Annotated in this window: 21 protein-coding genes, 1 tRNA gene and 1 riboswitch; of the genes, 12 read left to right on the forward strand and 10 right to left on the reverse strand. The window is 69.4% G+C overall.

Annotated elements, in window-relative coordinates:
* Positions 1–21 precede the first annotated feature (21 nt).
* The 3 genes from KNN16_RS11075 (at position 22) to KNN16_RS11085 (ending at position 6,248) form a co-directional block, all read left to right on the forward strand.
* Complete coding sequence (locus KNN16_RS11075) at positions 22–3,369, forward strand: vWA domain-containing protein (protein ID WP_303896961.1); 3,348 nt, start codon at positions 22–24, stop codon at positions 3,367–3,369.
* Positions 3,370–4,027: 658 nt separating this feature from the next.
* Positions 4,028–5,581 carry a membrane dipeptidase gene (locus tag KNN16_RS11080; protein WP_303896962.1) on the forward strand — a complete coding sequence of 518 codons (1,554 nt, stop codon included), beginning with the start codon at positions 4,028–4,030 and terminating at the stop codon, positions 5,579–5,581.
* Positions 5,582–5,894: 313 nt separating this feature from the next.
* Positions 5,895–6,248 carry a DUF4870 domain-containing protein gene (locus KNN16_RS11085; protein WP_303896963.1) on the forward strand — a complete coding sequence of 118 codons (354 nt, stop codon included), beginning with the start codon at positions 5,895–5,897 and terminating at the stop codon, positions 6,246–6,248.
* A gap of 222 nt (positions 6,249–6,470) precedes the next feature.
* Here KNN16_RS11085 and KNN16_RS11090 read toward each other — a convergent pair whose 3' ends face one another.
* The 3 genes from KNN16_RS11090 to rpmF all read right to left on the reverse strand — a co-directional run bounded on the left by KNN16_RS11090 (position 6,471) and on the right by rpmF (position 8,578).
* Entirely contained in the window at positions 6,471–7,706 is a 1,236-nt protein-coding gene (locus KNN16_RS11090) for a thiolase family protein (protein WP_303896964.1), read from the reverse strand.
* 61 nt (positions 7,707–7,767) lie between these two features.
* On the reverse strand, positions 7,768–8,268 hold the full coding sequence (locus KNN16_RS11095; protein WP_303896965.1) for a hypothetical protein: 501 nt from the start codon (positions 8,266–8,268) through the stop codon (positions 7,768–7,770).
* Between the two features lie 121 nt (positions 8,269–8,389).
* Positions 8,390–8,578: a 50S ribosomal protein L32 gene (rpmF, locus tag KNN16_RS11100; RefSeq protein ID WP_088571545.1), complete on the reverse strand. Its 189-nt coding sequence runs from the start codon at positions 8,576–8,578 to the stop codon at positions 8,390–8,392.
* Positions 8,579–8,965: 387 nt separating this feature from the next.
* On the opposite strand from rpmF, the gene KNN16_RS11105 reads away from it, so the two are divergent.
* Both KNN16_RS11105 and KNN16_RS11110 read left to right on the forward strand, forming a co-directional pair.
* Positions 8,966–9,430 carry a hypothetical protein gene (locus tag KNN16_RS11105; RefSeq protein ID WP_303896967.1) on the forward strand — a complete coding sequence of 155 codons (465 nt, stop codon included), beginning with the start codon at positions 8,966–8,968 and terminating at the stop codon, positions 9,428–9,430.
* A gap of 16 nt (positions 9,431–9,446) precedes the next feature.
* Positions 9,447–11,630, forward strand: coding sequence for an ATP-dependent helicase (locus KNN16_RS11110; RefSeq protein ID WP_303896969.1), 2,184 nt, complete (start codon positions 9,447–9,449; stop codon positions 11,628–11,630).
* Positions 11,631–11,647: 17 nt separating this feature from the next.
* Here KNN16_RS11110 and nth read toward each other — a convergent pair whose 3' ends face one another.
* From nth to KNN16_RS11135, 5 genes are all read right to left on the reverse strand, one after another.
* Positions 11,648–12,334 (reverse strand): endonuclease III, encoded by a 687-nt coding sequence (gene nth, locus KNN16_RS11115; RefSeq protein ID WP_303896970.1) that lies wholly within the window; start codon positions 12,332–12,334, stop codon positions 11,648–11,650.
* A gap of 27 nt (positions 12,335–12,361) precedes the next feature.
* The gene (locus tag KNN16_RS11120) at positions 12,362–13,510 is read right to left on the reverse strand and encodes an NAD(P)/FAD-dependent oxidoreductase (protein WP_303896971.1); all 1,149 of its coding nucleotides are present in this window, start codon (positions 13,508–13,510) and stop codon (positions 12,362–12,364) included.
* 47 nt (positions 13,511–13,557) lie between these two features.
* Positions 13,558–13,986, reverse strand: coding sequence for a DUF4157 domain-containing protein (locus tag KNN16_RS11125; protein WP_303896972.1), 429 nt, complete (start codon positions 13,984–13,986; stop codon positions 13,558–13,560).
* A gap of 126 nt (positions 13,987–14,112) precedes the next feature.
* Positions 14,113–15,195, reverse strand: coding sequence for a hypothetical protein (locus KNN16_RS11130; protein ID WP_303896974.1), 1,083 nt, complete (start codon positions 15,193–15,195; stop codon positions 14,113–14,115).
* A gap of 129 nt (positions 15,196–15,324) precedes the next feature.
* Positions 15,325–16,887, reverse strand: coding sequence for a hypothetical protein (locus tag KNN16_RS11135; RefSeq protein WP_303896975.1), 1,563 nt, complete (start codon positions 16,885–16,887; stop codon positions 15,325–15,327).
* Positions 16,888–16,987: 100 nt separating this feature from the next.
* A riboswitch (cobalamin riboswitch) is annotated at positions 16,988–17,139 on the forward strand.
* Between the two features lie 167 nt (positions 17,140–17,306).
* Here KNN16_RS11135 and KNN16_RS11140 point away from each other — a divergent pair.
* Together KNN16_RS11140 and KNN16_RS11145 are read left to right on the forward strand one after the other, a co-directional pair.
* A complete protein-coding gene (locus KNN16_RS11140) occupies positions 17,307–18,353 on the forward strand; it encodes an ABC transporter substrate-binding protein (RefSeq protein ID WP_303896977.1) in 1,047 nt (348 codons plus the stop codon).
* Between the two features lie 36 nt (positions 18,354–18,389).
* Complete coding sequence (locus tag KNN16_RS11145) at positions 18,390–19,454, forward strand: iron ABC transporter permease (RefSeq protein ID WP_303896979.1); 1,065 nt, start codon at positions 18,390–18,392, stop codon at positions 19,452–19,454.
* Positions 19,455–19,695: 241 nt separating this feature from the next.
* On the opposite strand, the gene KNN16_RS11150 is transcribed toward KNN16_RS11145, so the two are convergent.
* Both KNN16_RS11150 and KNN16_RS11155 read right to left on the reverse strand, forming a co-directional pair.
* Positions 19,696–20,649 carry a 2-dehydropantoate 2-reductase gene (locus KNN16_RS11150; protein ID WP_303896981.1) on the reverse strand — a complete coding sequence of 318 codons (954 nt, stop codon included), beginning with the start codon at positions 20,647–20,649 and terminating at the stop codon, positions 19,696–19,698.
* A gap of 48 nt (positions 20,650–20,697) precedes the next feature.
* Entirely contained in the window at positions 20,698–22,053 is a 1,356-nt protein-coding gene (locus KNN16_RS11155; RefSeq protein WP_299283980.1) for an aminotransferase class III-fold pyridoxal phosphate-dependent enzyme, read from the reverse strand.
* A 348-nt stretch (positions 22,054–22,401) separates the two neighbouring features.
* Between KNN16_RS11155 and rsfS the strand changes: the two genes are divergently transcribed.
* From rsfS to rocD, 5 genes are all read left to right on the forward strand, one after another.
* The gene (rsfS, locus tag KNN16_RS11160; protein ID WP_273093776.1) at positions 22,402–22,719 is read left to right on the forward strand and encodes a ribosome silencing factor; all 318 of its coding nucleotides are present in this window, start codon (positions 22,402–22,404) and stop codon (positions 22,717–22,719) included.
* Positions 22,720–22,870: 151 nt separating this feature from the next.
* On the forward strand, positions 22,871–23,464 hold the full coding sequence (pth, locus tag KNN16_RS11165) for an aminoacyl-tRNA hydrolase (protein WP_366972248.1): 594 nt from the start codon (positions 22,871–22,873) through the stop codon (positions 23,462–23,464).
* Positions 23,455–23,527, forward strand: a tRNA-Val gene (locus KNN16_RS11170). Before pth ends, KNN16_RS11170 begins: the two co-directional genes overlap by 10 nt.
* An 852-nt stretch (positions 23,528–24,379) precedes the next feature.
* On the forward strand, positions 24,380–25,588 hold the full coding sequence (gene thiI / locus KNN16_RS11175; protein ID WP_273093292.1) for a tRNA uracil 4-sulfurtransferase ThiI: 1,209 nt from the start codon (positions 24,380–24,382) through the stop codon (positions 25,586–25,588).
* 36 nt (positions 25,589–25,624) lie between these two features.
* Entirely contained in the window at positions 25,625–26,842 is a 1,218-nt protein-coding gene (rocD, locus tag KNN16_RS11180) for an ornithine--oxo-acid transaminase (protein ID WP_299283983.1), read from the forward strand.
* The last annotated feature ends 13 nt before the right edge of the window (positions 26,843–26,855 follow it).

A 26,855-nucleotide genomic window follows, 5' to 3' on the forward strand; every position in this document is an offset into this window, starting at 1 on the left:
CTAACACGAAAGAGGTGTGCGATGGGCCGTCCATCCGGGTTCCGAGCGCTTCTCTCCATCATCCGGGCCGATGGGCCTGTGGCCCTCGCGGACGGGGCGGACGACGGCGCCACGCCGGCGGGTGGCCTGTTCGGCCTGGAAACCGCCGCGCTCACGCGGCGGCAGTTCCTCCTCTGGGTGGCCCTGGCGTCGGCCAACCTGGCCGCCTGTCGGCTGGGCGCCAGGCCGCAGCCGACACCAGCCCCCACTCCGACGGAGACGCCCACGCCTTCCCCGACGCCGCGACCGATGGGCTTCTTCGAGGCGCTGGCGGCCTTGCGCCGGGCCGTGCGCGCCAGCCCCGACCATCGGATGGCGCGCGCGGAGGCGCTGGTGGCGGCCAAAGATCCCGAGGCCATCGCCCGCTTTGTGCGGGACGCGTTCACCGTGTATCCCGCTGCGGAAAACGAGATGGGGAACGTGCTCGCCGGCTGGCGCTGGGGCGTCCGCGCCACGTTGCGCGGCGGGGCCGGCACCCCGCGCGAGATCGCCGAGCTGCTCGCCTGGCTGTTGCAACAAGCCGGCTTCCCGGCCGAGGTGGTGGAGGCCCCGCAAGGCGGGAGGCAGGTGGTCGCCGATTTGCTGCGCCGCGCGCCGCCGGCGCCCTTTGCCCCCGATCTGGACCCGGCGACGCTGGAGGCCGCGCGGCGCGTCCTCAACCTGCCCTCGCCGCAGCCCCCGCAAGCTCTCGATGCCGAAGGCCGCGCGTCGGCGGAGCTGGCCACGCCGTTGCTGGCCGCGTTGGGCGAAGGCGCCCGCGCCACGGTGCCCTTCTTCGGCACCGATGCGCGCTTGTATGATCTGCCCACGGTGCGCCTGACCCTCAACGGCCAGCCGCAGCTGGTCAATCTGTGGGCGCGCGAAGGACCGATTTTCACCCCGCCCGACCGCGAGCTCAAGCCCGCCGAACCCCATCGCCCGCCGTTGTCGGTGACGGTGCGGCTGGAAGCCGCGCGCAGCCACGCCCCGGCCGAGCGTTTCCTGCTCGTCGAAAAGACGTGGAGCGCGGAAGACCTGGTCGGCCGACAGGTCGAGATCGCCTTTGCGCCGGCCGGCGCCCGCACGCTGGAGGAGGTGCTGGCCAGCGAACCCGGCCAGCGCGTGTTTTTCGCGCCGGTGCTGGCCGTGCGAGGGCCCGATGTGGACGCGGCCACGACGCAGGCGCTCAGCGCTGTGGGCGACCCGTTCGCCGTGACCGGCCAGGTGTTGCGTGAGGAAGCGGGCCGCGTCACCCTGGACGGACAGCCTCTGCCCCCGCCCGATCCGCCCGGGGACGCGCCGCTCATCGCCTCCCTTGACCTGACGGTGAACGCGGCGGCTTTCCCCCTCATCACCCTGGAGCTGACGCCCCGGGACGCGCAGGGCCACGTCATCGAGAATCTGTCCGCGGCGCATTTCCTGGTTGAGGAAGACGGCCGGCCGATGCCGGCGGTGATGGAGCGCTGGACGCAACCGGCCCCGCGCGTGCTGTTGCTGCTCGATGACTCGGGCAGCATACCGGAGGACTTCCGCGCAGAGGGCGCACAGGCCCTGGCCCAGGATCTGGCCGCCCGGTTGAAGGCCGCCGATCCGCGCGCGCAGTTCCGCATCGCCAAGATTGACGAGGAGCGCGCCGGCGTCGGCGACAACGACTGGACGGATGACCCCGCTGCCCTGCCCCCTCAGGTGCAAAACATCTCCGGATATGGGTCGCGCCTGTGGGAGGCGCTGGCCGACGCCGCCCGACACGGCCCCACGGTCATCGTCATGGTGACCGACGGACAGGCGACCGATGCGAACGATCAGGTGATCCGCGAGCCGCCGCCGGGGGCGCTGGCCGCCGTGCAGGCTGGCCCGCCCGCGGTGGTCATCGGCGTGGGGGAGGTGGATGCGGCCATGCTGGAACGGTTGGGGCAGGCCGGCCGGCTGGGCGCCTTCACGGCGACAACGCGCGACGAAGCCGTCCAGGCCGTTCTCGCCGCGCTGCGCGACAATCCCCCGCCGCCCTATCGCCTGAGCTATCGGGCGCCGGAAGGGGGCAACGCGCCGCGCACGGTGCGCGTGTTCGAGCGGTATGGCACCACGCGCCCGCCGAGCAAGGCCCTGCTGGCGGAGGCTCGCTACACGCCGCCGCCGCCCGCCCAACGGGCCGCGGGAGCGGCCCTCAGCGGCCTTTTCCTCACCGTTCAGGTGGGCAACCAGGCGGTCACCCGCACCCTGGGTGGGCTGTTCACCGAGCGCAACGATGAATCGCCCACCGCCGAGCACATCGCGGATGTGCGCCGCGCCCTGCAGGGACGCGCGACGCTGACCTTCGAGGCCGGCTCCCTCTCCCTGGCGCACCTGCTGGACGACTGCTACACCGCGCTGTTGTCGTTGCAGCCGGTGTTCGAGGCGCGCACGCGCGCGGAGCGGCTGGCGGCCCTGGCGAGCAACCCAATCTATCTGCCGCCCCTGGACCTGCACGTGGCCAGCATCCCCCTGCCGGACCACGCCGATGAGCCGCTGACCTTTGAGACCGGCCTGCGCGTGGCGCTGCACCGCGTCTTGCCGGGGCAGACCGCCGACGGCCAGCCGGCCGCCGTGCGCTGGCTGGACCTGTTGCCGCTGGCGGGCTTTCGAACGGCCGACGTCGATCCGGCCCGCGCCTTCCGGCTGACCGCCCAACGCGCCGCGCGCCTGGCGCTGGCCGAGGCGCTGATCTTTTCCACCAGCACCGTGGCCGTGCTGAAGGGCAAACCGCTGCGCCTGGCGCGCACGGGATGGGACATCGAGGCCGCGCTGCGCGCGGCCGGCGCCGATGAGGCCACATCCCGGCGCATGCAGGAGCTCTTCGCGCCCTGGCTTCAGCCAGGTTGCACGATTCTGTGGCCCGGCGACGCCACGCCGGCGGGTTGGGTCGTTGACGCGTGGGGGAGCGTCTGGGGAGTCCTCGGCGGCGAGGGCGCCGCGACGGCCGGCGGCGGAAGCGGCTTCTCAGCCACCACGATCCTCGACGGGGCCATGCTGGTCAGCGACCTGGCCGCGGTGGCCGGATTGGGCGGGTTCAGCTTTGCCGGCGGCGTGTGGCTGCTTTTGGCTTCCACCCTCTACAAGAAGTTAGAAGCGGCAACGGCCCTGCTGGCTCAGTTGCCCACTTCGCCGGATAGTCCGGCGCCCGACGTCAGCGGCGCGGAGGGCATCGCGGATCCATCGGATGTGGTCTGCGGTCTGGCGCAAAGCGCTGCGTTTGAGGCCATCAGCAGGATAGGGGGCGCGTTCTTTGGCGAGCGGTTCGAGCGCATGGTGTCGGCAGTGTCGGCGCTGGACGGCGCCCTCAGCATGCGCACCGGGAGCGGTCTCTTTTGTTAGTCGCTGTGAACCCGGTTGCAAGCGAAGCGCAGCGATCTCCGGGCTCGCGGGGGATCCCTTCGGCGGCCTTCAGCCCCCCGGCCATGATCGGAGCAGATCCTTACGTCGGAAGACGTTTTGAGGGCGCTCTCTCCGTATCATCGGGGCGATCAGGCCGGACGTTTGGGGCTTTGCCCACAGGCGCTCAAGCAGGAGCAAGGAGCTGTTCCCGAACGGGGAACACGAACGCACGAACAGGAGGTCTAACATGAGGCCACGCTCTTTGAAGGCCATTCTCATCCTGATCGGCTTGGTCATGGCCGGCATGGGATGCACGATCCAGGTCCAGGTCCCGCCTCCCCCGACTCCTGTCGTGATCCAGCCTTCTCCGGCCATGCCAACTCCCACCCCGGCTCCCCCGGCCATGCCGACCCCTACCGAGCCTCCACCGGCTATGCCAACTCCCACCCCGGCTCCCCCGGCCATGCCGACCCCTACCGAGCCTCCACCGGCCATGCCAACTCCCACCCCGGCTCCGCCAGCCGCGCCGACCCCCACCGAGCCTCCACCGGCCACGCCAACTCCCGCCCTGGCTCTCGTGCCGCCCGTCCTGAATCCAACCCTTATCGCGCCCATCCGGCCAACCCTCAGGGGCTGGGTCGATCTGCATACCCACCCCATGGCCCATCTGGGCTTCGGCGGGCATCTGATCGTCGGCGGTCCGGATGTCGGCTCCCTCATTCCGAAGATCACCTGCGATCGCCAGAACCAGCGCGCGGGAAGCATCGCCGACGCACTTCCCAACTCGAACCCGACCCACGGCGGCCCGGGTTTGTTCGACAACCCGTGCGGGGATGAGATTCGAAAGCAGATTATCAACCAGCTACAAAGCCAACTGGGACGTGACCTTCCCGAGAAGGCAGTCGGCTGGCCCACCTTTGAGCACTACCCGGCCTGGGACGCCGTCACCCATCAGGTGATGTATGTGGACTGGCTCCGCCGCGCCGTTCAGTATGGGGAGCTCCGGGTGCTGGTCGCCCTGGCCGTCAATAACAAGACCCTGGGGGACGCCGTTCGCGGCCCGGGCGATCCGCTCCCGGTCGAGGACAAGCAGTCGGCCGACCTGCAGATCGACGAGATCAAGCAATTCGTCGAGCGGCACCGTGATTTCATGGAGATCGCTTACACGCCCGCGGATCTGCGTCGCATCGTCGGGGAGGGCAAGCTCGCGGTCGTGCTCGGCGTCGAGCTCGACGCGATCGGCAACTTCTACCTGACCCGCCCTCGCCCCAGCGCCGACGAAGTCCGCCGCGAGATCGACCGTCTCTGGGATCTGGGAGTGCGCTACATCTTCCCCGTGCATGTCATCGACAACGCGTTCGGAGGCTCCGCCATCTACCAGGAGCTGTTCACCGTCTCAAACTACCGCGAAGCCGGTCGTTACTTTGAGGCACAATGCGCTGCCCCGGCGCAGTGGGTGACTCGCCCATGGCAGCCTGGGCTCGGCCTGGAATTGTGGGCTGCAGCGCTCGTCAAGCTCGGCACCCGGCTCCCGTCGATCCCCGCACCCCCAGGGTGTCCCCCCGGGGTCGGCCATGTCAATCCCCGCGGCATGACGGAGCTGGGGCGAGTGGCCATGATCCACGCCATGTCTAAGGGCATGCTGATCGACGTGGATCACATGTCCGATCGAACCCTGGAATGCGCGCTGAGGCTCGCCGAGGCGGTCCCCGGCGGATATCCCCTCATCTCGGGTCACACCGGCGTGCGTTCAGAGGGTGGTAGGAACGTAGGCGAGAACATGCGCCATCCGGAACAGCTGCGTCGAATCCGCGACCTTGGGGGGATATTTGGCCTGGGCACTGAGGCGACAACCCCCGAGGAGTTCGTCTCCAATTACCGAATCGCACGGACGATCATGGGGACGGGGAGGGTGGCCATCGGCTCCGACGCGAACGGCCTCGTCAAGCTGCCGCGTCCACCGATGCGCTTCTATTTCCGCTACGATGATCGGTTTCCACAGCCCTCAACCGGGCGCAAGACTTGGGACTACCATCTCGACGGCGTGGCCCACTACGGCATGTTCGCTGACTTCCTGAGGGCGGTCCAAGCGGTGGACCCGGAGGTCCACAGCTCCTTGATGTCTTCTGCTGAGATGTTCGCGCAGACCTGGGAGAAGGCCTTCAGGGTCCGGGATGCGGTCTCCGGCGCGCCTTTCCCAGCCTGTCCCTAAGCCCCAGAGCCCTTCGGCCGGAGGGCCACGAGCCGGGCCGGGAGCGCAGGTCGCTTCCGGCCCGGGCGCAGGAGCGCGGATCAGGCATCCATCCTCCTACCTCATCGCAGGATGCCCGAAGGATGCTCTTGCGGTTCGTGGCGACCGCGCTGGCACGAAAGAGCCCGGGGTGAGGACCATGGACCTCTGCGAGCGCTTGCCCAGGCTTCGGCGAATCGAAGAGGTGTTCGCAGGGCTACGTTTCGCAAGGGCGCCTTCCATCCGCGAGCTGCAAGAATGAAGTAAAAGCCAAAAATCTTATACGGAGGGTTCCATGCTGATCAATCCTCGGAAGGCATCGGCAGAGGAAGCGGGGGATTCGGACCGTTTGATGGCCCTGCTGGCTTACCTCATCGGGATCATCGTCCCCCTGATCATCCTGCTCACCGACATGAAGAACCGTCCCTTCCAGCGGTATCACGCCGTTCAGGCCCTGGCGGCCCAGGTGGCCCTGATGGTGATCTTCTTCGCCCTGGGGCTGATCCCCATCATCGGCTGCATCGCGCCGCTGCTCGGCCTGGCCGCCTTCGCGCTCTTCATCTACTACGCCATCCAGGCCTACCAGGGCTATTACTTCGAGATCCCGGTGGTGACCGCCTTCGCCCGCCAGCAGGGATGGATCGCCTGAGCCGGAAGGGGGAAGGTGGCCGGGACGAACGGCCTGGCGAAGCGGGCCGACAGCAGCCCGCGATCGGAGGAGCGGGAAAGGGGGCGACCAACCGGTCGCCCCCTATGGCGGTGGAGCGGGCGCTCCCGGCGCCCGGCCTGCGAGCGATGGGTCGATGGAAGCAAGGCAGAGGAGAGGTCGCCCCGCCCGGGAAACGGAAAAGCCCGGATCGCCGCGAAACGGCTACGCGTGGATGCCCTCCACCAGCGCCGCTTCCCCCTGGCCCACGCCCACGCACAGGGCGGCCACCCCGTAGCGGGCCCGACGCCGGCGCATCTCATACAACAGCGTGGTGAGGATCCGCGCCCCGCTGCAACCCAGAGGGTGCCCCAGGGCGATGGCCCCGCCGTTGACGTTCACCTTGTTGAGGTCCAGCCTTAGCATCTTGATACACGCCAGGGTCTGGACGGCGAAGGCCTCGTTGATCTCCACCAGATCGATCTGATCCAGGGTGAGCCCGGTCCGCTCCAGCAGCTTGCGGATGGCGGGGACGGGGCCGTAGCCCATCACCCGGGGGTTCACCCCCACTGCGGCCGAGGCCACCCAGCGGGCCATCGGCTGCAGGCCCAGGGCCCGCGCCTTCTCCGCGCTCATCAACAGCAGCGCCGCAGCGCCGTCGCTCAACCCCGAGGCGTTCCCCGCCGTCACCGTCCCCCCTTTCCGGAAGACCGGGGGCAGCCGGGAGAGGCGCTCGAGATCCGTGTCCAGGACGATCTCCCCGTTCTCGATGCGATAGCGCGGCCCCTCATCGACATCGATGACCAGAGGGGGCTGCCCCGGGCGCTCGATCACCACCGGCACGATCTCCTCGCGGAACTTCCCGGAGCGGATAGCCTCCACCGCCCGCTGATGGGAGAGCAGGGCGAAGCGGTCCTGCTCCTCCCGCGTGATCTCCGGATGCTCCTCGGCGATGTTCTCAGCCGTCTCGCCCATGGACTCGAGGGGGAACATGGCCTCCATCTTCGGGTTGGGGAACCGCCACCCCAGGGCGGTGTCGTAGACGGTGACGTTCCCCCGCGGGAAGGGGACGGCGGCTTTGGGCATCACCCAGGGCGCCCGCGTCATGCTCTCCACGCCGCCCGCCACCACCACATCCGCCTCGCCGCAGCGGATGGTCCGGGCCGCCAGGTTGACGGCGGTGAGCCCCGAAGCGCACAGCCGGTTCACCGTGACCGCCGCCACGTGGTAGGGGAAGCCCGCCAGGATCGCCGCCATGCGGGCGACGTTGCGGTTGTCCTCCCCCGCCTGGTTGGCGCAGCCCATGTAGACCTCGTCCACCATCGCCGGGTCGATCCCGGCCCGCCGGACCACCTCCCGGATCACCAGGGCGGCCAGGTCGTCCGGGCGCACGTCCTTTAAAGCCCCTCCGTATTTGCCCATCGGCGTCCGCACCGCGGCGACGATGACCACCTCCCGCATCGTGCCCCTCCTCCCTGCGTTTCCGGAGCCGTGAAGGCCGGAGCGCTCGCCTTCCGCTTCGCTACTGCGACCGGTTGACGTCCACCCAGATGGAGCCGCTCATCACGCGGGCCGGATAGGACGGCAGCGGAGCCGCGCATGGCCCAGCGATCGGGCGGCCGTCGGCCCCGAAGCGACATCCGGCGCATTCCGCCCACAGCTGCGTCCCCTCGATCTTCAGCAGGCACGGGATGCCGGGGGGCTGCATCGGGAAAGCCCGGATCCGATCGCCGGTGCGCACCAGGATCATCGGGTAGAGCCGTCCGCTCCGGTCGGAGAGGGTCAGGGGAAACGGCGCCCCCTCGCTCAGGCGATCCGGCGGCACCCCGGTGTCCAGCCAGCGCGGCGTCCAGGGGGCGCCGAAGACCGCCAGGGCGAAGAGCGCACAGAGGCCCACCAGCAACACCCCCCCGAACAGCGCGAGGAACACCCGTCCCTTCCGTCCCGCAGCGGACGGGATGCCCGCTTCCCCCTCCACCGGGAAGGGCCATCCCTCCCCCTGCCCATCCCCCGGCCAGGCCATCCGTCCTCACCTCCCTTCGCGCTCCGGCGCGCCGCCCCGGGAGAACAGAGGCCGGAGGGATGAGCCGCTCACCCCTCCAGCCCTGGGATCCCGAGGTCCTGCCCATTATGGAGAGCGAGGATCAGGCGCGCCCTTCCACCTCGATCACCTGCACGCCCCGATACGTCCCGCAATGGGGGCAGACGTGGTGGGGAAGGATCCGGTTCTTGCACCGGGGACACGGCACCAGGTTGGGACGCCGGAGCGCATCGTGCGCCCGACGCATCCCCCGCCGCGTGCGGGTCACCCGGCGCTTGGGCAACGCACCCATCGGAACCACCTCCTCATCGAAGACTGTTTCCCACGGCGTTCCCCCGCATCCCCGATGGAAGCGACATAGATCCTCATGGAAACAGGGGGATCGGCCGGCGCTTCATGCTAACCGGAAACCGGATCTACCGCAACCGGAGACCTCCAGGCCCGGGGCCTTCTCCCGCTTCTCGCCGGGAACGGACCTGCGGGCCTTCACCCCCATCGTCGAGCCGATCCGGGCCGAAAGGGATCTTCCGGGTGTGTCCCAAAATCGTAGGACAACTGCTCGCAGTTGTCCTACAAGGCGGCCAGGCCCGACAAAATCGGGACACGCCCGATCTTCCCGCTTCAAAGCCGGGAAGCCTCGCCTCCGGGTAAAATGGGGTGGAGCGCCCGGAGCGAGGCCATGCGGCTGCGGGACTGGATGGAGGCCCTTCCTCAACGGCTGAAGCCGCTGCTGCCGCCGGACCTGCAGGGGTTCCGCTGGTCCGCCCGGCCCTGGCTGGTCCAGGTCTACTACCGGGATCCGGCCTTCCACTATGAGGTCTGGCATCTGGGGGAGCGACGGGGGCGGATCGAGGTGGGCCTGCACTTCGAGAGCCGGGATCCGGCGCGGAACCGGGCGATGCTGATGACCGTCTGCGCGCACATCTGGGAGATCCGCGCGCAACTGGGCCCTTATGTGGAGGCCGAGCCCTGGGATCGAGGATGGGCCAAGGTCTTCGAGACCCATCCGCTGACCTCTCTGGATGAGGACAGCCTGGAGCGCTTCGCCCAGCGTCTGGCCCGGTGGATCCAAACCCTGGAGCCCCTCCTGGGGGATCCGCCCTGGCGCATCGGTGGCCGACGGCAGGACGCCTCCAGGACCTGATGCGGATCGGAGGACCATGGGCAGGGATCTCTCTTTCCTGGAGGAGCTCAACCCAAGCCAGCGGGAGGCGGTCACCGCCCCCGATGGGCCGATCCTGGTGCTGGCCGGCCCGGGCAGCGGGAAAACCCGGGTGCTCACCTACCGCATCGCCTATCTGCTCACCGCCCGCCGGGTCTCTCCCTTCCACATCCTGGCGGTGACCTTCACCAACAAAGCGGCGGAGGAGATGCGCTCCCGCCTGGAGGTCCTCTTCGGCGACCGGGTCCGAGAGCTCACCCTGGGGACCTTCCACGCCACCTGCGCCCGGTTCCTCCGGCGGGAAGCCCCTCTCCTCGGGCTCCACCCCCAATTCGTGATCTACGACGAGGAGGACACCCTCGAGGCCATCCGCCAGGCCCTGCGGGATCTCAACCTGGATGAGAAGCGCTACCGGCCGGGCGCCTTACGGGCGGCCATCTCTCGGGCCAAGAACGAGTTCGTCCGCCCCGAGGCCTACCCGATCCGGACCTACTTCGACGAGATCGTGGCCCGGGTTTACGCCCGCTATGAGGAGCGCCTGCGGGCCGCCGACGCCCTGGACTTCGACGATCTCCTCCTGCGGGCGGTGGAGCTCTTCGAGGAACACCCCGACGTCCTCGCCCGCTATCAGGAGCGATACCGCCACATCCTGGTGGACGAGTTCCAGGACACCAACACGGTGCAGTATCTGCTGTTGCGCTTGCTGGCCTCCCGACACCGCAACCTGTTCTGCGTAGGGGATGAGGACCAGAGCATCTATGGCTGGCGCGGCGCGGACTTCCGCAACGTGATCCGCTTCCGGGAGCATTTCCCCGACGCCCGCATCATCGTCCTGGAGGAGAACTATCGCTCCACCGAGACCATCCTGCAGGCCGCTCAGGCGGTCATCCGCCGCAACACCGAGCGCTATAACGAGAAGCGTCTGATCGCCGCCCGTGGCCCCGGCGCTCCCATCACCCTCTACGAAGCCTTCGACGAAGAGGATGAGGCGGCCTTCATCGCCCGGCGGGTCCAGGAGCTCATCGAGGCCGGCCGCATCCGACCGGGGGAGATCGCGGTGATGTATCGGACCAACGCCCAGTCCCGCGCCCTGGAGGAGGCCTTCCTGCAGGCGGGAATCCCTTATCGGCTGGTGGGCGGCGTTCGGTTCTATCAGCGCCGGGAGGTGAAGGATCTCATCGCCTACCTCCGGCTCGTCCTCAACCCCCACGACGACCTCAGCCTGGCCCGCGTCCTCAACGTCCCGCCGCGGGGGATCGGCCCGGCGACCATGGCCCGGCTCAGCGCCCTGGCCCTCCAGGAGAAGACCTCCCTCTTCGCTGCTGTGGAGCAGGCCGTCGCCGGCGCCCCGGGGATCTCCCTGGGCCCGAAGATCCGCCGCGCCCTGGCAGATTTCGTCGAGCGCGTCCGGGTCTGGCGGGCGGACCGCGAGCATCTCGGTGTGGCAGAGCTCCTGCGACGGATCATCGACGAGATCGGATACGCGGAATACGTGGAGTCTCTGGAGGAAGGAGAGCGGGAGGTTGGCGGCCGCCGCTGGGACAACGTCCTGGAGCTGTTGAAGGTCGCCGGGCCTTACCGCCCCGGCGCCTTCGAGGATCCCCTGGCGGCCTTCCTGGCCGACGTCGCCCTGCTGACCGATGTGGACACGCTGGAAAGCGATGAGGAGGCCCCCATCCTGCTCACGCTGCACGCCGCCAAAGGCCTGGAGTTCCACACCGTGTTCATCGCCGGCCTGGAGGAGGGGCTCCTTCCCCACAGCCGCTCCATGGACGAGCCGGGGGCGCTGGAGGAGGAACGCCGCCTGTTCTACGTGGGGATGACCCGGGCGAAGGACCAGCTCTTCCTCACCTACGCCTTCCGCCGCTACGATGAGCTCCGCACCCCCTCCCGGTTCCTCCGGGAGATCCCCCGGGAGCTGCTCATCCCCGCCGTCGCCCGAACCGCCGCCCGCTCTCCAACCGCCGCCGGCCGTAGCCGCCGGAAGGAGGAGGCCCCCGCCTTCACACCCCCCGCCCCCCGCTTTCGCCCCGGCCTGCGGGTCCGGCATCCGCGCTTCGGCGAGGGGCTGGTGGTGGAATGCCGGCCCATCGGCACGGATGAGGAGGTGGTGGTGATGTTCGAGGAGGCGGGCCTCAAGCGGCTGCTGGCCTCCTTCGCCGGGCTGGAGGTCCTCTCTTAAAACAGCGGAAGCCGGGATCATCGCCCCGCCGCGCGCCGCCGTCGGTAGAAATCGCAGTCGCGGCGCACCGGACAGAGGTCACAGCGGGGCCGCTGGGCCTTGCAGATCTCCCGGCCGTGGCGGATCAATAGCAAATGAAAAGGGAGATAGCGTTCCGGGGGAACCAGGGCCTCCATCCACGCGTGGGCTCGCTCCGCCGACATCCCCTCCGGGATCAGCCCGAGCCGCGTCCCCACGCGGTGCACATGCGTATCGACCGGGAAGGCTGGCTTGCCCAGCGAAAAAAGAAGCACGATGGCTGCCGTCTTCGGACCCACGCCGTTCAGGCGCCGCAGGTAAGCCTTCGCCTCCTCCACCGGCCAGTCGGCGAGGAAATCCAGCGACAGCTCCCCGCGCTCCTCGGTGATCCGGCGCAGGATGGCCTGGATCCGCGGGGCTTTCTGAGCGGCCAGGCCCGCCGGGCGGATGGCTTCCTCCACCGCCTCTACCGGCGCATCCCGCACCGCCTCCCAGGTGGGGAAGCGCTCCCGCAGCCGCTCGAAGGCCCGCCAGCTGTTCACATCGCTGGTGTTCTGGGAGAGGATGGTCAGGACCAGCTCGGAGAGGGGGTCCAGGCGCCAGCGGGCCGGGATCCCGTAATACGCCTCCAGGGCCCGATCGATCCGTTCCGCTTTCCAGCGCAGCGCCGCCCGGGGTCGCTCCATCCCCTTTCCCCCAACGGATGGCGCGGGTCAGGCCGCTACGTCCCCGAACCAGGTCCGCAGGCGCTCGGCCTCGAAGCGCTTCTTCTCTTCCAGATAGTTCGGCGAAGGCTCCGTGATCTCGATCTCCGGCGCCGGCTCGACGAGGAAACGGCCGCGCACCAGCATGGCCTCGCCCCGGCCCAGCTCCAGGTAGCAGAAGCCCTCGCCGGAGAAGGAAGCCTCGGGCTCCCGCCCCGCGAAAACGGCCGCGATCCGCTCCGCCACCACTTCCCCTTCGGCCTCGGCGAAGACGCCTGCCTTGGGCAGCGGCATGCCGTTGGGGAGGAGGATCTCAGTGATGTCCCCGATGGCGTAAACCCCGGCGAAGCGGGTCTCCAGCGTGCGCGGGTGCACCCGCACCCACGCGCCGCCGTCCGTCAGGCCGCTGCGGACCACGACCTCCGGGCAACGGTGGGGAGGGATGCCGAGAAGCAGGTCGAAGGGCCGCCGCCGCTCGCCGAAGACCACCGCCCCCGCCTCCACCGCCGTGGCCTTGTGGTTCGGGAGGAAATCGATCCCGCGCTCGGCCAGGCGTCCCTCCAGCACCGAGCAGCCGGCCGCTCCCAGGACGGGGAGGGACATCGGTTGCGGGGTGAAGACGGAGATGCGCGCCCGGACGCCACGGGCCTCGAAGAAATCCTGGAGGAGGAAGGCCATCTCGTAAGGGGCCGGCGGGCACTTGTAAGGCGCCCCGAAGATGCCGATCATCACCTGGCCGCCACGGAAGGCGCGCACCGCCTCCATCGCCCGGGGGATCTCCTGAGGATCATAGACGTTGAGGGCGTGCTCCCGGAAGCCCGGGATCGCCTCCGGGGCCAGCTCGGCCCCCAGGGCCACCACCATGGCGTCCCCCTCCCAGCGTCGGCCGTCCACCTCCACCGCCCGGTTCGCCGGGTCGATGGCGGTGATGGTGCCGGGGAGGACGCGGATGCCGAAGCGCTCGAGAGCCTGGAGCGGGCGGCGTCCTTCCTCCAGGGTGCCCCGGCCGACCAGGGCCCACGTCTTGCGCAAGCCCAGCATGAAGTAGGGACGCCACTCTACCACCACGATCTCGTCCTCCGGGGGGAGCCGCCGCCGCAGGGCATGGGCCGTAGCCACTCCCCCGAACCCGCCTCCCAGGATCAGCACCCGTCGCATCGCCTCCCTCCATACCGGGGTGTTCTCCAGAGCCTGTGGGGAAAAGTTTACACGGGAAGACCGCGGGCCTGCCATTGTTCCGCCGCCGCCGCAGCGACCGCCTCGGCCTCCTGCTCCAGGCGCACCCCCGCGTAGTGGCGGGCGAGATAATCGCGCAGATACGCCCACAGGAATCCCAGAACCCCGCGCTCCCGCCATTGACGCACATGGATCAGCTCGTGGACCAGCAGGCGGAACCCCGAGAGGCGATCGGGGGGCCAGTAAGCGGGGTCCATGAAGATGTGCCGGCCCAGGGTCACCGCCGCCGGATCCACGCCCGGGAGCGGGTCGGGCATCGCGCGCAGGATCAGACGGGCCAGGGAGGTCCCCACGTGCAGGCACGCCCGCTCGAGATCGGGCTCTGGCAGCCAGGCCCCCGCCAGCTCCCGCAGCTGGGCCCGCACGGGCTCCGGGATCGGGCCGCGATAGATCGGCATCTGCCGCCTCCGATCAGGATATGTGGGGGAGCCATCTCCACGCCTCAGGGGAAAGGTCGCCGCCATGGGATCCGGGTGGATCCAGCCGTTCAGCCCGCTCGGATCAGCCAGCCCGGACAAAGGGGATCAGGCCTCTTCTGATTCCGGTCCTTCCTCGGGGATCTCTTGGGGGGCGAAGGCCCTCCCGTCCTGCAGCCACCACACCCCCCGCGCCCGGGCCATCCGCCGCGCCGGCGCCGTCAATTCCTTCGCCGCCACCACCGGGATCACCTCCGCCCCCAGCGCCCGGGCAAAAACGGCCGCCCGCTCCACCGCCCGAGCCACATCCTTCGTCGTCCCCTGCCAGGAGATCTCCACCGCCAGATACACCCGGCGGTCCTCCCGCCGATGGAAGCCCTCCACCAGGGCGTCCAGGGGGGCGGCCCGGTCAACCTCTTCCGTCGTGATGCGCCCGGCCGCCTCGGCCTCCTCCAGGAGCTCCATCTTGCGCGCGCTGGGGACGACGGCGGCCCGCCGCAACAGAGGGCGGAAGAGGCCCGGGTCCTCCCGGTAGAGGGCCTCCAGGCGCATCGACTTCAGCCGCCCCAGATCCCGGCTGTGGTCCTCCTGGCGGCGCTCCATCCGGTCCACCCGCTCGGTCAGAATCCGGAGGGCCTCGGCCAGCTCGGCGAAGCGGCGGTCGGTCTCGGCCCGGTGGGCGGCGAACTCCTCGTAGTGGCGGCGCTGGGCCTCGGCCAGCTCGGCGAAGCGGCGGTCGGTCTCGGCCCGATAGGCGGCGAACTCCTCGTAGTGGCGGCGCTGGGCCTCGGCCAGCTCAGCGAAGCGGCGGTCGACTTCGGCGCGGAACTCCAGGAACTCCTGGCGGTGGGCAATGAACTCCTGGCGATGGGCGATGAACTCCTGACGGTGAGCGGCGAATTCCTCGGCCAGGCGCCGGAGGCTTTCCTCCGTGCGGCGCTGGGCCTCGGCCAGCTCAGCGAAGCGGCGGTCGGTCTCGGCCCGATGGGCGACGAACTCCTTGTAGTGCTGCCGCTGGGCGCGGTAGAGGGCCAGGATGAGGCGGGCGGCCCGCTGAAAGCTCCGCTCCATCCGCTCGGGCATCCGCCGCACTTCTTCGGAGGCCAGCAGGGCCCACAGGGGCTCCCGCCACTCCGGATGCGCCCGCAGCAGCTCCGCCAGATCCCGCAGATCTTCCACCGTGAAGGCCATCGCGCGCCTCCCTAAGGGCATTATAGAGGCGAACCATTTGAGTGAGCAATGAAAACCTGCCCTGCAACCAAGCGGACCCGGACAGGGAACGCTGATGTCGGGAGGCCGGCCTCTGCGCCTTCCCCGCCGCTACCGGGCGCTTCCCTGCCAGAGGAGGAGCAGGATCCCCCCCACGACCAGGGCCCACAGCCACATGGCCGCGGGATGGCCCAGGAACTCCAGCGCCTGTTGCAGCGCCGCGGCCGGACGGGAGATCCGGTGCGTCAGGCCCGCATACAGCCAGTCCAGGGTCAGGAACGGACGCACCCGCGCCCACCGCCGGGCCGCCTCATGCACCCGATGGGCCTGCATCTGGATCCCGACCGCAAGCCCCAGCCCGACGACCAGGACCACCCGAAGGGGTGGAGACAGCTCCTCCCGCCAGGCTCTTAGGGCGAGGCCCAGGCCGATCAACCCGGCCACCCCCAGGGTGAGCCCCAGGCCGTAGAGAACCCGCCAGGCTCGCTCCGAGGGGAGCACCTCCTCCATCGGACGGAGCCATCCCCGCACCAGGGCGCTAAGCAGCAGGCCGTGTGGGAGCAGCAGAATCGGCCATGCCCATGCCGGCGCGGCGCGGAACAGCCCGGCGAAGAGAGCGGCGCCGGGCATCAGGGGAACGCCCGCCAGGGTCAAGATCGCCACCAGGGCGGGCAACCCCCACGGAGAAGCCGGGTGAAAGGAGGGCGCGGTGAACAGCAGGGCGAAACAGACCGGCCAGAGGGCCGCCGCCAGCGGGGCGAGAGCCGGCTCCATCAGCGCGACCAGCGCCCACCACGCCGCGCTCCCCCAGGCCGCCTCCACCAGCCCGGCCCTTGGATCCGGCTCCGCCCACGCCCATAGCCCTCCGAGCACCGCGGTGAGCCCCAACGCTCCGGCCACCCAGGGGATCCCCGGCCACCCCTGCAGCATCGGAACCAGATGGGCCCAGAAGGTCAAGCCCACGGCGGTGGGAAGGATGTAAAGCAGCGCCGCGCGGTCCACCTCATCCGCCAGTTCAGGGGGACGCCCCACGTGGAAGGGATAGATGTCCAGGCGGATGAGGGTGGCCAGGACGAAGAGGGGCAGCGCCGCTTCCCCTCCCATCCGGCTCCAGAAGAGGCTGTCGCCGGCGCGCCAGAGCTGCCAGGCCGCCGCCCAAAGGGCCAGGAGCGCCGCCCCATTCACCAGCCCGGCCAGCGCCGCGCGGTCGACAACGGCCTGCCCCCGGCGGACCAGCAACAGGGCCAGGAACATGGCGTCAAGGGCGGCCCAGGTCATCAGAAGGGTGAAAAGATCCGCCGCCAGGACCGCCCCGGTAGCGGCCACGAGCATCCCCAGCGTCAGGACCCGAGGCCACCGCCGGCCCTGTCCCGGGTAAGCCGTCCACATCCATCCGACCAGGAACCCGGCCAGGAGAGCTCCCAGCCCCTGGCTCCAGAGAAACGGAGTCAGGCGGAACACCCAGGCGGTCTGGAGGACCGAAAAGGGTCGCTCGATGCGCAACGCAGCCTCTTGAGGCGGCTGTCCGGCTGCCGCCAGCCAGAGCCCCAGGGCGCCCGTCAGCGCTATGGCCATCGCCAGGCTGGGCCCGCGCAGGCCCAGCAGCCGCCGCGCCGCCGCCACCGCCGGGATCCCCAGGATCAGCGCGATCCATGCGAGAAGCACCTGATCCACCGCATCCCTCCCGATCTCGATCGGACGCGGCCTGATTGTAGCATGGGCGGTGGCCGGGCTTGACAGCCCCTTCCCTTCGCACTATCATTGGCCGTGTCGGACAACTGAATACGGCCGAGGTGCCCGACGCCCCGGATGGCAGGGCTGAAAGGCGAAGTCCGGTGAAAGTCCGGCGCTGTCCCGCAACGGTAACCATGGCCGCCACCGCGGACCATGGAAGCCCGGTCGCCCGCCTCGGCCTCCTCCGAGCCTCGCGGAAGGGGTAGGAGCGCCGCCTGCACCGTCCCGACTTTCCCTCGGGCCTCACGCGGCCTCCCTGTCCGTTCCGGCAGGGAGGCCGCTCGTTTCCGGCCCCCGTTCGGGATGGGCACGCCTCGCCCCTTCCGGCGAGGCGCCCATCCTGAACCGGGAGGTTTCCAATGCGACGCGCTGTGATCCTCTTCTTGATCCTGATGCTCCTGGCCGGCTGCGCGGGGGCACCTTCCCCCACGCCCACCGCGACCTCTGCTCCCACGTTCACCCCGGCGCCCACGGCCACGCCCACCGTCCCCCCCACGCCCACGCCCTTCCTGCGCATCGTCGACGACCACGGGCGGACCGTGGTGCTGAAGGACCGTCCCCAGCGCATCGTGACCCTCGCTCCCTCGGCGACGGAGATGATCTTCGCCGTCGGGGCCGGCGATCGCCTGGTCGGACGGGACGAGCTATCGGATTATCCGCCGGAGGCCAAGCAGGTCCCCAGCATCGGCAACACCTATCCGACCCTGAACACCGAGGCCATCGTCGCCCTGCGGCCGGATCTCATCCTGGCGCCCGGGGTGATCAGCCCGGAGCAGGTGAAGGCTCTGGAGGACCTGGGGCTGACGGTGTTCCATCAAAGCACCCCGAAGGATCTGGAGGGGATCTTCCAGCAGATCCTGACCGTGGGAAGGCTCACCGGGAACACGGCTCATGCGGAGAAGGTGGTGGCCGATCTGCGCGCCCGGGTCGCCGCCCTGGAGGAGAAGATCCGCTCCACCTCCAGCCGACCCAAGGTGTTCTATGAGCTGGACGCCACGGATCCGGGCAAGCCCTGGACGGCGGGGCCGGGCTCCTTCATCGACCGGCTGATCACCATGGCCGGCGGGCAGAACGTCGGAGCCGTCCTCTCCAGCGAGTGGGGCCAGCTCAGCCTGGAGGAGCTGCTCCGCCAGGATCCCGATCTCATCATCCTGGGGACAGCGAACTACGGCGAGACGCCGGAGAAGGTCCGACAGCGGCCGGGCTGGAACCGCCTGCGGGCAGTGCGGGAGGGGCGGATCTACCCCATCGACGCGGATCGAATCTCCCGGCCCGGCCCGCGCATCGTGGAGGGCCTGGAGGCGATGGCCCGGATCATCCACCCGGAGCTGTTCCCGCAGCAGGTCCGGGCGCCGCGCTGGCCTCTCGGGCTCTCCCGGGCTGCCCCGCTGCGGATTTGGCCGTGAGCGGGAGAGTGGGGGAATTCCGCCGGGGAGCATCCAATGGCCGGTGAGACCCTTCGCCTGCTTCGACGCCGCGCCCGCCCGATGCGGATCGGCCTGTGGGCCGGCCTGGCGCTGGCGCTGGGGATGAGCCTGGGGATGGGGATGGCCCTGGGGCCGGTGAGCATCCCCCTGCCGGAGCTCGGCCGGGTTTTGATGGCGCGGATCCGACCCGGGGAAGGGGTGGATCCCACCCTGATGACCATTGTGTGGGAGGTGCGCATCCCCCGGGTGTTGCTGATGGCCCTGGCCGGGGCCGCGCTGGCCGGAGCGGGCGCGGCCTATCAGGGGTTGTTCCGCAACCCCCTGGCGGATCCTTACCTGATCGGCGTGGCGGCGGGGGCCAACCTGGGCGCCCTCATCGCCGTGGCGCTGAACTTCCCCGGCGTCTTCGCCGGCCTGCTGGGCCTCCCCCTCGCCGCCTTCATCGGGGGGATCCTGACGGTGGGGCTGGTCTACCGGCTGGCCCGGGTCGGGAAGACCCTCCCCCTCACCACGCTGTTGCTGTCCGGGGTGGCGGTGGGAGCGGTGCTGAACGCCCTGAGCCTCGGGCTGCTGATGCTGATGGTCGGCCGCATCGCCCCTTATCGAGCCTGGATCTGGATGCTGGGGGGCTATGCCCTGGGCGGATGGCCAGCCCTATGGGGGGCGCTCCCCTACGTGGCCCTGGGCCTGGGGGCGCTGGTCGCCCTGGGCTATCCCCTGGACGTGCTGCAGTTCGGGGAGGAGCAGGCGCTGCAGCTGGGCCTGCCGGTGGAGCGGGTGAAACGGCTGGCCATCGCCGCCGCCACCCTGGCCACGGCTGGCGCCGTGGCCTTCACCGGGATCATCGGCTTCGTCGGGCTGATCGCCCCGCATCTGGCCCGCCTGCTGATCGGCCCACGTTATTCCCGGGTGATCCCCGCCTCGATCCTCCTGGGGGCAACCCTGCTGGCCCTCGCCGACCTGCTGAGCCGCATCCTGATACCTCCGCAGGAGATCCCCCTGACCCTGCTCACCGCCCTCCTGGGCGGACCTTTCTTCCTGTATCTGCTCAGCTCCACCCGCCGGGGGGCGTTCTTTTAAGGCCTGTTCAGGCGGCAAAACAGGTTACTCCATCGCGGCGAAAGCCGGTCCTACGGCAAGGATGCCGAAATGAATTCCGGCCTACAGAGGCGACGGGTTGAGATGGACGCCGCTCCTGCAACGGAGGGGTTTCCGCCCCGCATCCTGGTCCCCGGTGACGCAGGGTTGCGGCTTCAGCCTCGGCCTTCCGCAGCGGTGAGCGCCTGGGCGGATTCCTCGCCCCGGGTTTTCGGAAAGAAATTCAAGGGGAAGCCTCCGCGGATACCCCGGCCCTCCGTTGCGCCTGGGCGTGGATGGGCTTCAGGACCGCGTAGATGAACGCGTGGGCAGGGGTGGGGACCCCGTAACGCGCCCCGATACGGACCACCGCGCCGCTCATGGCTTCGATCTCCAGCGGGCGGCCCGCTTCCACGTCCCGCTGCATGGAGGAGGTGGCCGTCGGCGCCAGGCGGTCGATGAAGGCCATCGTCTGCGGCACCACATCGGGATCCAGCGGCACGCCCGCCGCCCGGGCCACCGCTTCAATCTCCCGCATCGCTTGCTCCAGCAGCGCCCGGGTCTCCGGGACCTCCCGCCACGCCCCTACCGGCAAACGCACCAGGCTGCCCACCCCGCCGATGGCCGCGATGAAGAGGAACTTGGTCCAGAGCACCTTGCGGATCTCCGCGGTGGCCTCCGCCTCCGCCCCCGCCGCCGCGAAGGCGCCGGCGATCGCTTGAGCGCGGGGGGTCAGCCGTCCGTCCAGCTCCCCCACGACGACCCGCCGGAAGGCGCTCTCCTGCCGGATGACGCCGGGCGCCTCGATCTGCGAAACCACCCAGACAGCGCCTGCCAGGGTCCGCTCCGTCCCCACCGCCGCGGCCACCTGATCCGGGGCCTCCACGCCGTTCTGGGTGGTCAGCACCACCCCCTCCGGGGCGAGCAGGCGAGGCAGAACCCCCACCGTCTCCGGGATGTGATAGGTCTTCACCGCGTAGAGGACGAGATCCGCCGGCGGGGCCTCCTCCGGGCGGTCCGTGGCGTGGACGGAGCGCAGGTGGAAATCCCCGTGGACGCTTTTGATCTGCAGGCCGCGGGCGCGCATCGCCTCCAGGTGAGCACCCCGGGCGATGAACGTCACCTCGTGGCCGGCCCGGGCGAGCAAGGCCCCGAAGTAGCCTCCCACGCCGCCGCTGCCGAAGACGGTGACGCGCATGGTCTCGCCTCCTTGCCGGATGTCGGAACAGGCCGGGGCATCCGCGGCCTATGCGACCGCGTCGTCCGTGATCTCCAGCCCCCGATCGATGATCTCCAGCCCCTCCATCAGCTCCTCCTCCCGGATGCAGAGGGGAGGGTTGGTGAAGAAGGTGTTCCAGCGGATGAAGGTGTAGAGCCCGTTCTGGAGGAAGAACTCCTTCAAACGGTTCATGATCCCCATCTCACGGGGCTGGGCGTTGAAGGGGACCAGGGGCTCGCGGGTCTCGCGGTTTTTGACCAGCTCCACCACCCCGAACAGGCCGATGCTGCGCACATCCCCCACGCTGGGATGGCGCTCCTTCAGCCGGGCGAGCTCCCGGGCCAGGATCTCCCCCATGCGCCGGGCGTTCTCGATGAGGCGATCCTCCTGATAAACCTGCAGGGTGGCGATGGCCGCGGCCAGACAGAGGGGGTGAGAGTTATACGTGAGCCCGCCCGGGAAGGGCCGATCCCGGAAGAACTCGGCGATGCGCTCTGAGATCAGCACCGCGCCCAGGGGCAGATAGCCCGAGGTCAGGCCCTTGGCCACCGTCATCAAATCCGGAACCACCTTCCAGTGGTTCACGGCGAACCATTCTCCGGTCCGCCCGAAGCCGCTCATCACCTCGTCGCAGATCAGCAGGATGCCGTAGCGATCGCAGAGCATCCGCAAGCCCTCCAGATACCCATCGGGCGGGATGATGATCCCATTGGTCCCCGTGACCGTCTCGATGAAGACGGCGGCGATGGTGTGCGGGCCTTCGAACTGAATGACGTCCTCCACATGATTCAGACAATCCAGGGTGCAGCGCTCCTCGCGCATGCACCAGCGGCATCGATAGCGGTATGGATCCATCACGTGGATGACGCCGGGGATGCCGGGCTCGGCGGGCCAGCGCCGCGGGTCGCCGGTGAGGGTGATAGCCCCTGCCGTGGCCCCGTGATAGGAACGATAGCGAGCGATGATCTTATGGCGACCGGTGTAAAGGCGAGCGATCTTGATGGCGTTCTCGTTCGCGTCCGCCCCGCCCAGGGTGAAGAAGACCTTCTTCAGATCCCCGGGGGCGATCTCCGCCAGCATGCGGCCCAGCCGGGCGCGGGGCTCCGTGGCCATGAAGGGATTCACATAGGGAAGCCGGGCGGCCTGCTCCTGGATGGCCCGGATGACCCGCTCGTCGCCATGGCCGATGTTCACGTTCATCAGCTGGGAGTTGAAATCCAGATAGCGCCGCCCTCTGGCGTCCCAGAAGTAAACCCCTTTCGCCCGCACCACCGGGATGGGATCCACCATCCCCTGGGCGGACCACTCATAGATCGTATACTGCCGGCAGAGGGCCACGATCTCCTCCGCCGTCATCCCTGTCTCCAGGAACGCCTCCGCCATGCTCACCTCCCGTCCGCAGAGGATTTCGGACCGGAAAACTCAGAGGGACGCCCGCTCACATCCGTTGACCCCGCACGGGTTCACCTTATTTTTCGCTGATCGAAGAGCCCGGGCAAGGCCCGTATCCCCGCCATCTCCCCTCGCCGCCTTGCCGCCGGCCAGGGCGCAAAGCCCGTGGATCCACCTGCGACGGAAAACCGGGAGGCCCGAGAGGCGGGGAAGATCCACATGGGAGGATCCCGTTCGGCATGGTAGAATGATAAGGGGGTTCGAACGAGCCCGGAGAGCCCATCGATCCTCGACCCGGGAGGTGGATCCCTGAACACGCTGGATCTCGCACACCGGATTGTGGACGCCATCCTGGACAAAAAAGGGATGGATGTGGTGCTGATGGACATCCGGTCCCGGGCGGCCTTCGCCGATTATTTCATCATCTGCACCGGGACCTCGGAGCGACAGCTGAAAGCGATCGTGGAGGGGATCGCGGAGGCCACGGCCCGGGGATACCAGGTGGACCCGGCGCGGGTGGAGGGAGACCCCGCCTCCGGATGGGTGCTGATGGATTACGGGGACATCATCGTCCACGTGTTCGCACCCCCGCAGCGTCGCTACTACGACCTGGAATCCCTGTGGCGCGGGGCGCCGATCCTGGTGCGGGCCCAGTGAGCCGCTGCGTCGGAACCTCCATGGGAGAAACGAACCGGTGACTCTGCACTACGAAGACGCCCTGGAGCGGCTGGATCGGATCCTCCGGGCGCTGCGGCCGGAGCCCGCTGGGGGGGAGACAGCGGAGGAGGACATCCCGGAGGGGCCTCCGGTGCTGATCGTGGGCCTGGGGAACCCGGGGCCGGAGTATGCCCGCAACCGCCACAACGTCGGCTTCCGAGCGGTGGACCTCTTCGCCCAGGCCCATCAAATGGCCTTCCGACGTATCCAGCATCAGGCCCTCCTCGCCGAGGGGCGCCTGGCCGGCCAGCGGGTGATCCTGGCCAAGCCACAGACGTTCATGAACCTGAGCGGCCGCTCCGTGCGTCCCCTGGTTTCATCCTACCGTGTGCCGCTGAACCGGCTGCTCGTGGTCTACGATGACATGGACCTCCCGCTGGGGGCGATCCGGCTGCGGCCCCGGGGCAGCCCGGGCGGCCACAACGGGATGAAATCCATCGTCCAGGCTCTGGGGACCACCGAGTTCCCGCGCCTGCGCATCGGCATCGGGCGCCCTCCGGGGCAGATGGACCCAGCGGATTACGTCCTCCAGGACTTCCGGCCGGATGAGGAGGAGATCCTGGAGGGGGTGTTGCACCGGGCGGTTCAGGCGATGCGAACGTTCATTGAGGAGGGGCTGGAGGCCGCGATGAACCGCTTCAACACCCAGCCGGCGACCCGGCCGGCGGGGAAAACGGGCGAGTAGCTCAGGGGTGAGAGCATCCGCCTTACAAGCGGAGGGTCGCAGGTTCGAGTCCTGCCTCGCCCATGGTGCAAAAGGGGCGCGAAGGCCGCGCCCCTTTTGCACGCCGAAGGAATTGGGCCCAGGGAGGCTTGCGCGTTGAATGAATTCGACCTGGGGAGGCCTTTGGCCGGGGGTCGGCTTGTGAGTCGAATGAATTCGACCTCGGGAGGCCTTCGGCCAACGGTCGGCCTGCGCCGACCGGAAAGCATCTTTTGCGTCGGCGGAGGCCGACGCTTGGCGCAGGGTGCGCCGAATGAATTCGGCCTCCAGGGGCCTCCGGCCGACGGTCGGCCTGCGCCGACCGAAGAATCCCTCTTTGCGTCGGCGAAGGCCGACGCCCGGCGCGCAGCGCCTTAGAGGCCGATTTCAATCGGCGCAGAGCCTCCGGCCGACGGTCGGCCTGCGCCGACCGAAGAATCCCTCTTTGCGTCGGCGAAGGCCGACGCCCGGCGCGCAAGCGCCTTGAGGGGCCGATTTCAATCGGCGCAGAGCCTTCGGCCGACGGTCGGCCTGCGCCGACCGAAGAATCCCTCTTTGCGTCGGCGAAGGCCGACGCCCGGCGCGCAGCGCCTTGAGGGGCCGATTTCAATCGGCGCAGAGCCTTCGGCCGACGGTCGGCCTGCGCCGACCGAAGAATCCCTCTTTGCGTCGGCGAAGGCCGACGCTCGGCGCGCAGCGCCTCGGAAGGCCGATTTCAATCGGCGCAGAGCCTCCGGCCGACGGTCGACCTGCGCCGACCGAAGAATCCCTCTTTGCGTCGGCGAAGGCCGACGCCCGGCGCGCAGCGCCTTGAGGGGCCGATTTCAATCGGCGTCAAGGCCGACGTCCGGCGCGGTGGAGCGGACCGAGATCCGGATCCAGGACGAGGAAGGAGCGATGGAAAGCCGGTATGCCGTGGTGCATTATGCGGAGATCGGCCTGAAAGGCCGCAACCGGGGCTTCTTCGAGCGGACCCTGGCCCGGCGGATCGAGGAGCGGCTCCAGGACGTCGGGCCGGCCCTCGTGGAGCGCCTCCCCGGCCGCTTCCTGATCCGGCTCCCGCGCCCGATCCCGGAGGCCCTCTGGGTGGAGCGCCTGCGCACGGTCTTCGGCATCGCCTACTTCGCGCCGGCCATCCCCGCCGCGAAGGATCTCCACGTCCTCACCGAGATCGTCCTCCGCCACCTCCCCTCCGAGCCCGTCCCCTCCTTTTGCATTCGAGCCTCCCGGGCGGATAAATCCTTCCCCTTCACCTCCCAGGAGATCGAGCGCCACATCGGCGCGGAGGTCCAGCGCCGCACCGGCTGGCGGGTGAACCTGGAGGAGCCCGCCTGGGTCGCTTACATTGAGATCGCCACCAACACCGCCCTGGTCTACTTCGCCCGCCATCGGGGTCCCGGCGGACTGCCGGTCGGGGTCAGCGGGAAGGTGGGGCTGCTGCTCTCCGGCGGCATCGACTCCCCCGTGGCCGGCTATCTGATGCTCAAGCGGGGTTGCGAGGTGATCCCCATTCACTTCCACAGCGGGCCCTTCGGAGATTGGGTCGCCTCGGAGGCCAAGGCCGCGGCCCTGGTGCGCCAGCTCCAGCCCTACGGGATGAACCCCTGGCTCTACATCGTGCCCATCGGGGAGCTCCAGCGCGCCATCGTCCTGGCCGCCCCCGCCCCCTATCGCCTCATCCTTTACCGCCGCCTGATGGTCCGGGTGGCGGAGGCCCTCACCCGCCGGGAGGGCGGGCTGGCCCTGGTGACCGGGGATTCCCTCGGGCAGGTGGCCTCCCAGACCCTGGAGAGCCTGTCCGTCATCGAGGACGCGGCGACCATGCCCATCCTGCGCCCGCTCATCGGGATGGACAAGGTCGAGATCATCGAGCGGGCGCGGGCCATCGGGACCTATGAGCTCTCGATCATGCCCGGGGAGGATTGCTGCCAGTTCCTGATGCCGCCCCGGGTGATCACCCGGCCTGCCCTGGAGACCGTACGGGAGATCGAAGCGCGGGTGCGGATGGAGGAGCTGGTCGCGCAGGCCCTGGAGCAAGCGATGCGGGTCCCGGCCTCCCGCGCCGCTCCGGCCCCGGTCCCAGACCCGAAGGGCCTGGCCCCATGAAGGTGAGTCCCATCCTGATCCAACCAGGAGGCATCCATGTCCGCTCAGACGCTGCTTCGCTCGATCGATTACATTGAGATGGAGAACACCTACAGCGCCCCGAACTATCAGCCCATCGACGTGGTCATCGCATGGGCGGAAGGGGCCTGGGTGTATGATGTGGAGGGGCGCCGCTACCTGGACGCCCTGAGCGGCTACTCGGCCCTCAACCAGGGGCACCGACATCCCCGCATCATCCGGGCCCTGATTGAGCAGGCCCAGCGGGTGACGCTGACCTCCCGAGCCTTCCGGAACGATCAGCTGGGGCCCTTCCTGAAGGAGCTCTGCGAGCTGCTCGGTTATGAGATGGCCCTGCCGATGAACACGGGGGCCGAGGCGGTGGAGACCGCCATCAAGACCGCCCGCAAGTGGGGATACCGGGTGAAGGGAGTCCCTCGGGATCAGGCGGAGATCATCGTCTGCGAGGGGAACTTCCACGGCCGGACCACCACCATCATTAGCTTCTCCACGGTGCCGCAGTATCGGGAGGACTTCGGCCCTTACACGCCGGGCTTTGTGATCATCCCGTATGGGGACGCGGAGGCCCTGGAGCGGGCCATCACCCCGAACACGGTGGCCTTCCTGGTGGAGCCCATCCAGGGGGAGGGCGGGGTGCGGGTGCCGCCGCCCGGCTATCTCGCCCGCGCCGCCGAGATCTGCCGGCGCCACAACGTCCTCTTCATCGCCGATGAGATCCAGACCGGCCTCGGACGGACCGGGAAGCTTCTGGCCTCGTGGTGGGAGGATGTGCAGCCGGATATGGTGATCCTGGGCAAGGCCCTGGGAGGCGGGGTGGTGCCCATCTCGGCCGTGGTCTCCCGTCGGGACATCCTGGGCGTCTTCCGGCCGGGGGATCACGGGAGCACCTTCGGCGGCAACCCCCTGGCCGCGGCCGTGGCCCGGGAGGCCCTGCGGGTGATCGTGGAGGAGGGTCTGCCGGAACGGGCGGCGGCCCTGGGGGAGCACGCCATGCAGCGGCTGCGGGCGATCCGGAGCCCGTATATCAAGGAGGTGCGCGGCCGCGGCCTGCTGATCGGGATCGAGCTCCATCCTGAAGCCGGCGGGGCCCGGCGCTTCGCCGAGGCCCTGAAGGAGCGGGGCGTGCTGGTCAAGGACACCCACGAGCATATCCTCCGCTTCGCCCCACCCCTGGTGATCTCCCCGGAGGACCTGGACTGGGCCCTGGATCAGATCCAGGCGGTGATGGAAGGCTGAGGGCCAGACGCCG

The sequence above is a fragment of the Thermoflexus hugenholtzii genome, assembly GCF_018771565.1.
GTDB classification, from domain to species: domain Bacteria; phylum Chloroflexota; class Anaerolineae; order Thermoflexales; family Thermoflexaceae; genus Thermoflexus; species Thermoflexus hugenholtzii_A.

Excerpts from the sequence above, each read along its gene's own strand:
- KNN16_RS11075 (WP_303896961.1), top strand. The coding sequence starts at position 22 with ATGGGCCGTCCATCCGGGTTCCGAGCGCTTCTCTCCATCATCCGGGCC.
- KNN16_RS11080 (WP_303896962.1), top strand. The coding sequence starts at position 4,028 with ATGGCCCATCTGGGCTTCGGCGGGCATCTGATCGTCGGCGGTCCGGAT.
- KNN16_RS11085 (WP_303896963.1), top strand. The coding sequence starts at position 5,895 with ATGCTGATCAATCCTCGGAAGGCATCGGCAGAGGAAGCGGGGGATTCG.
- KNN16_RS11090 (WP_303896964.1), bottom strand. The coding sequence starts at position 7,706 with ATGCGGGAGGTGGTCATCGTCGCCGCGGTGCGGACGCCGATGGGCAAA.
- KNN16_RS11095 (WP_303896965.1), bottom strand. The coding sequence starts at position 8,268 with ATGGCCTGGCCGGGGGATGGGCAGGGGGAGGGATGGCCCTTCCCGGTG.
- rpmF (WP_088571545.1), bottom strand. The coding sequence starts at position 8,578 with ATGGGTGCGTTGCCCAAGCGCCGGGTGACCCGCACGCGGCGGGGGATG.
- KNN16_RS11105 (WP_303896967.1), top strand. The coding sequence starts at position 8,966 with ATGCGGCTGCGGGACTGGATGGAGGCCCTTCCTCAACGGCTGAAGCCG.
- KNN16_RS11110 (WP_303896969.1), top strand. The coding sequence starts at position 9,447 with ATGGGCAGGGATCTCTCTTTCCTGGAGGAGCTCAACCCAAGCCAGCGG.
- nth (WP_303896970.1), bottom strand. The coding sequence starts at position 12,334 with ATGGAGCGACCCCGGGCGGCGCTGCGCTGGAAAGCGGAACGGATCGAT.
- KNN16_RS11120 (WP_303896971.1), bottom strand. The coding sequence starts at position 13,510 with ATGCGACGGGTGCTGATCCTGGGAGGCGGGTTCGGGGGAGTGGCTACG.
- KNN16_RS11125 (WP_303896972.1), bottom strand. The coding sequence starts at position 13,986 with ATGCCGATCTATCGCGGCCCGATCCCGGAGCCCGTGCGGGCCCAGCTG.
- KNN16_RS11130 (WP_303896974.1), bottom strand. The coding sequence starts at position 15,195 with ATGGCCTTCACGGTGGAAGATCTGCGGGATCTGGCGGAGCTGCTGCGG.
- KNN16_RS11140 (WP_303896977.1), top strand. The coding sequence starts at position 17,307 with ATGCGACGCGCTGTGATCCTCTTCTTGATCCTGATGCTCCTGGCCGGC.
- KNN16_RS11145 (WP_303896979.1), top strand. The coding sequence starts at position 18,390 with ATGGCCGGTGAGACCCTTCGCCTGCTTCGACGCCGCGCCCGCCCGATG.
- KNN16_RS11150 (WP_303896981.1), bottom strand. The coding sequence starts at position 20,649 with ATGCGCGTCACCGTCTTCGGCAGCGGCGGCGTGGGAGGCTACTTCGGG.
- KNN16_RS11155 (WP_299283980.1), bottom strand. The coding sequence starts at position 22,053 with ATGGCGGAGGCGTTCCTGGAGACAGGGATGACGGCGGAGGAGATCGTG.
- thiI (WP_273093292.1), top strand. The coding sequence starts at position 24,380 with ATGGAAAGCCGGTATGCCGTGGTGCATTATGCGGAGATCGGCCTGAAA.
- rocD (WP_299283983.1), top strand. The coding sequence starts at position 25,625 with ATGTCCGCTCAGACGCTGCTTCGCTCGATCGATTACATTGAGATGGAG.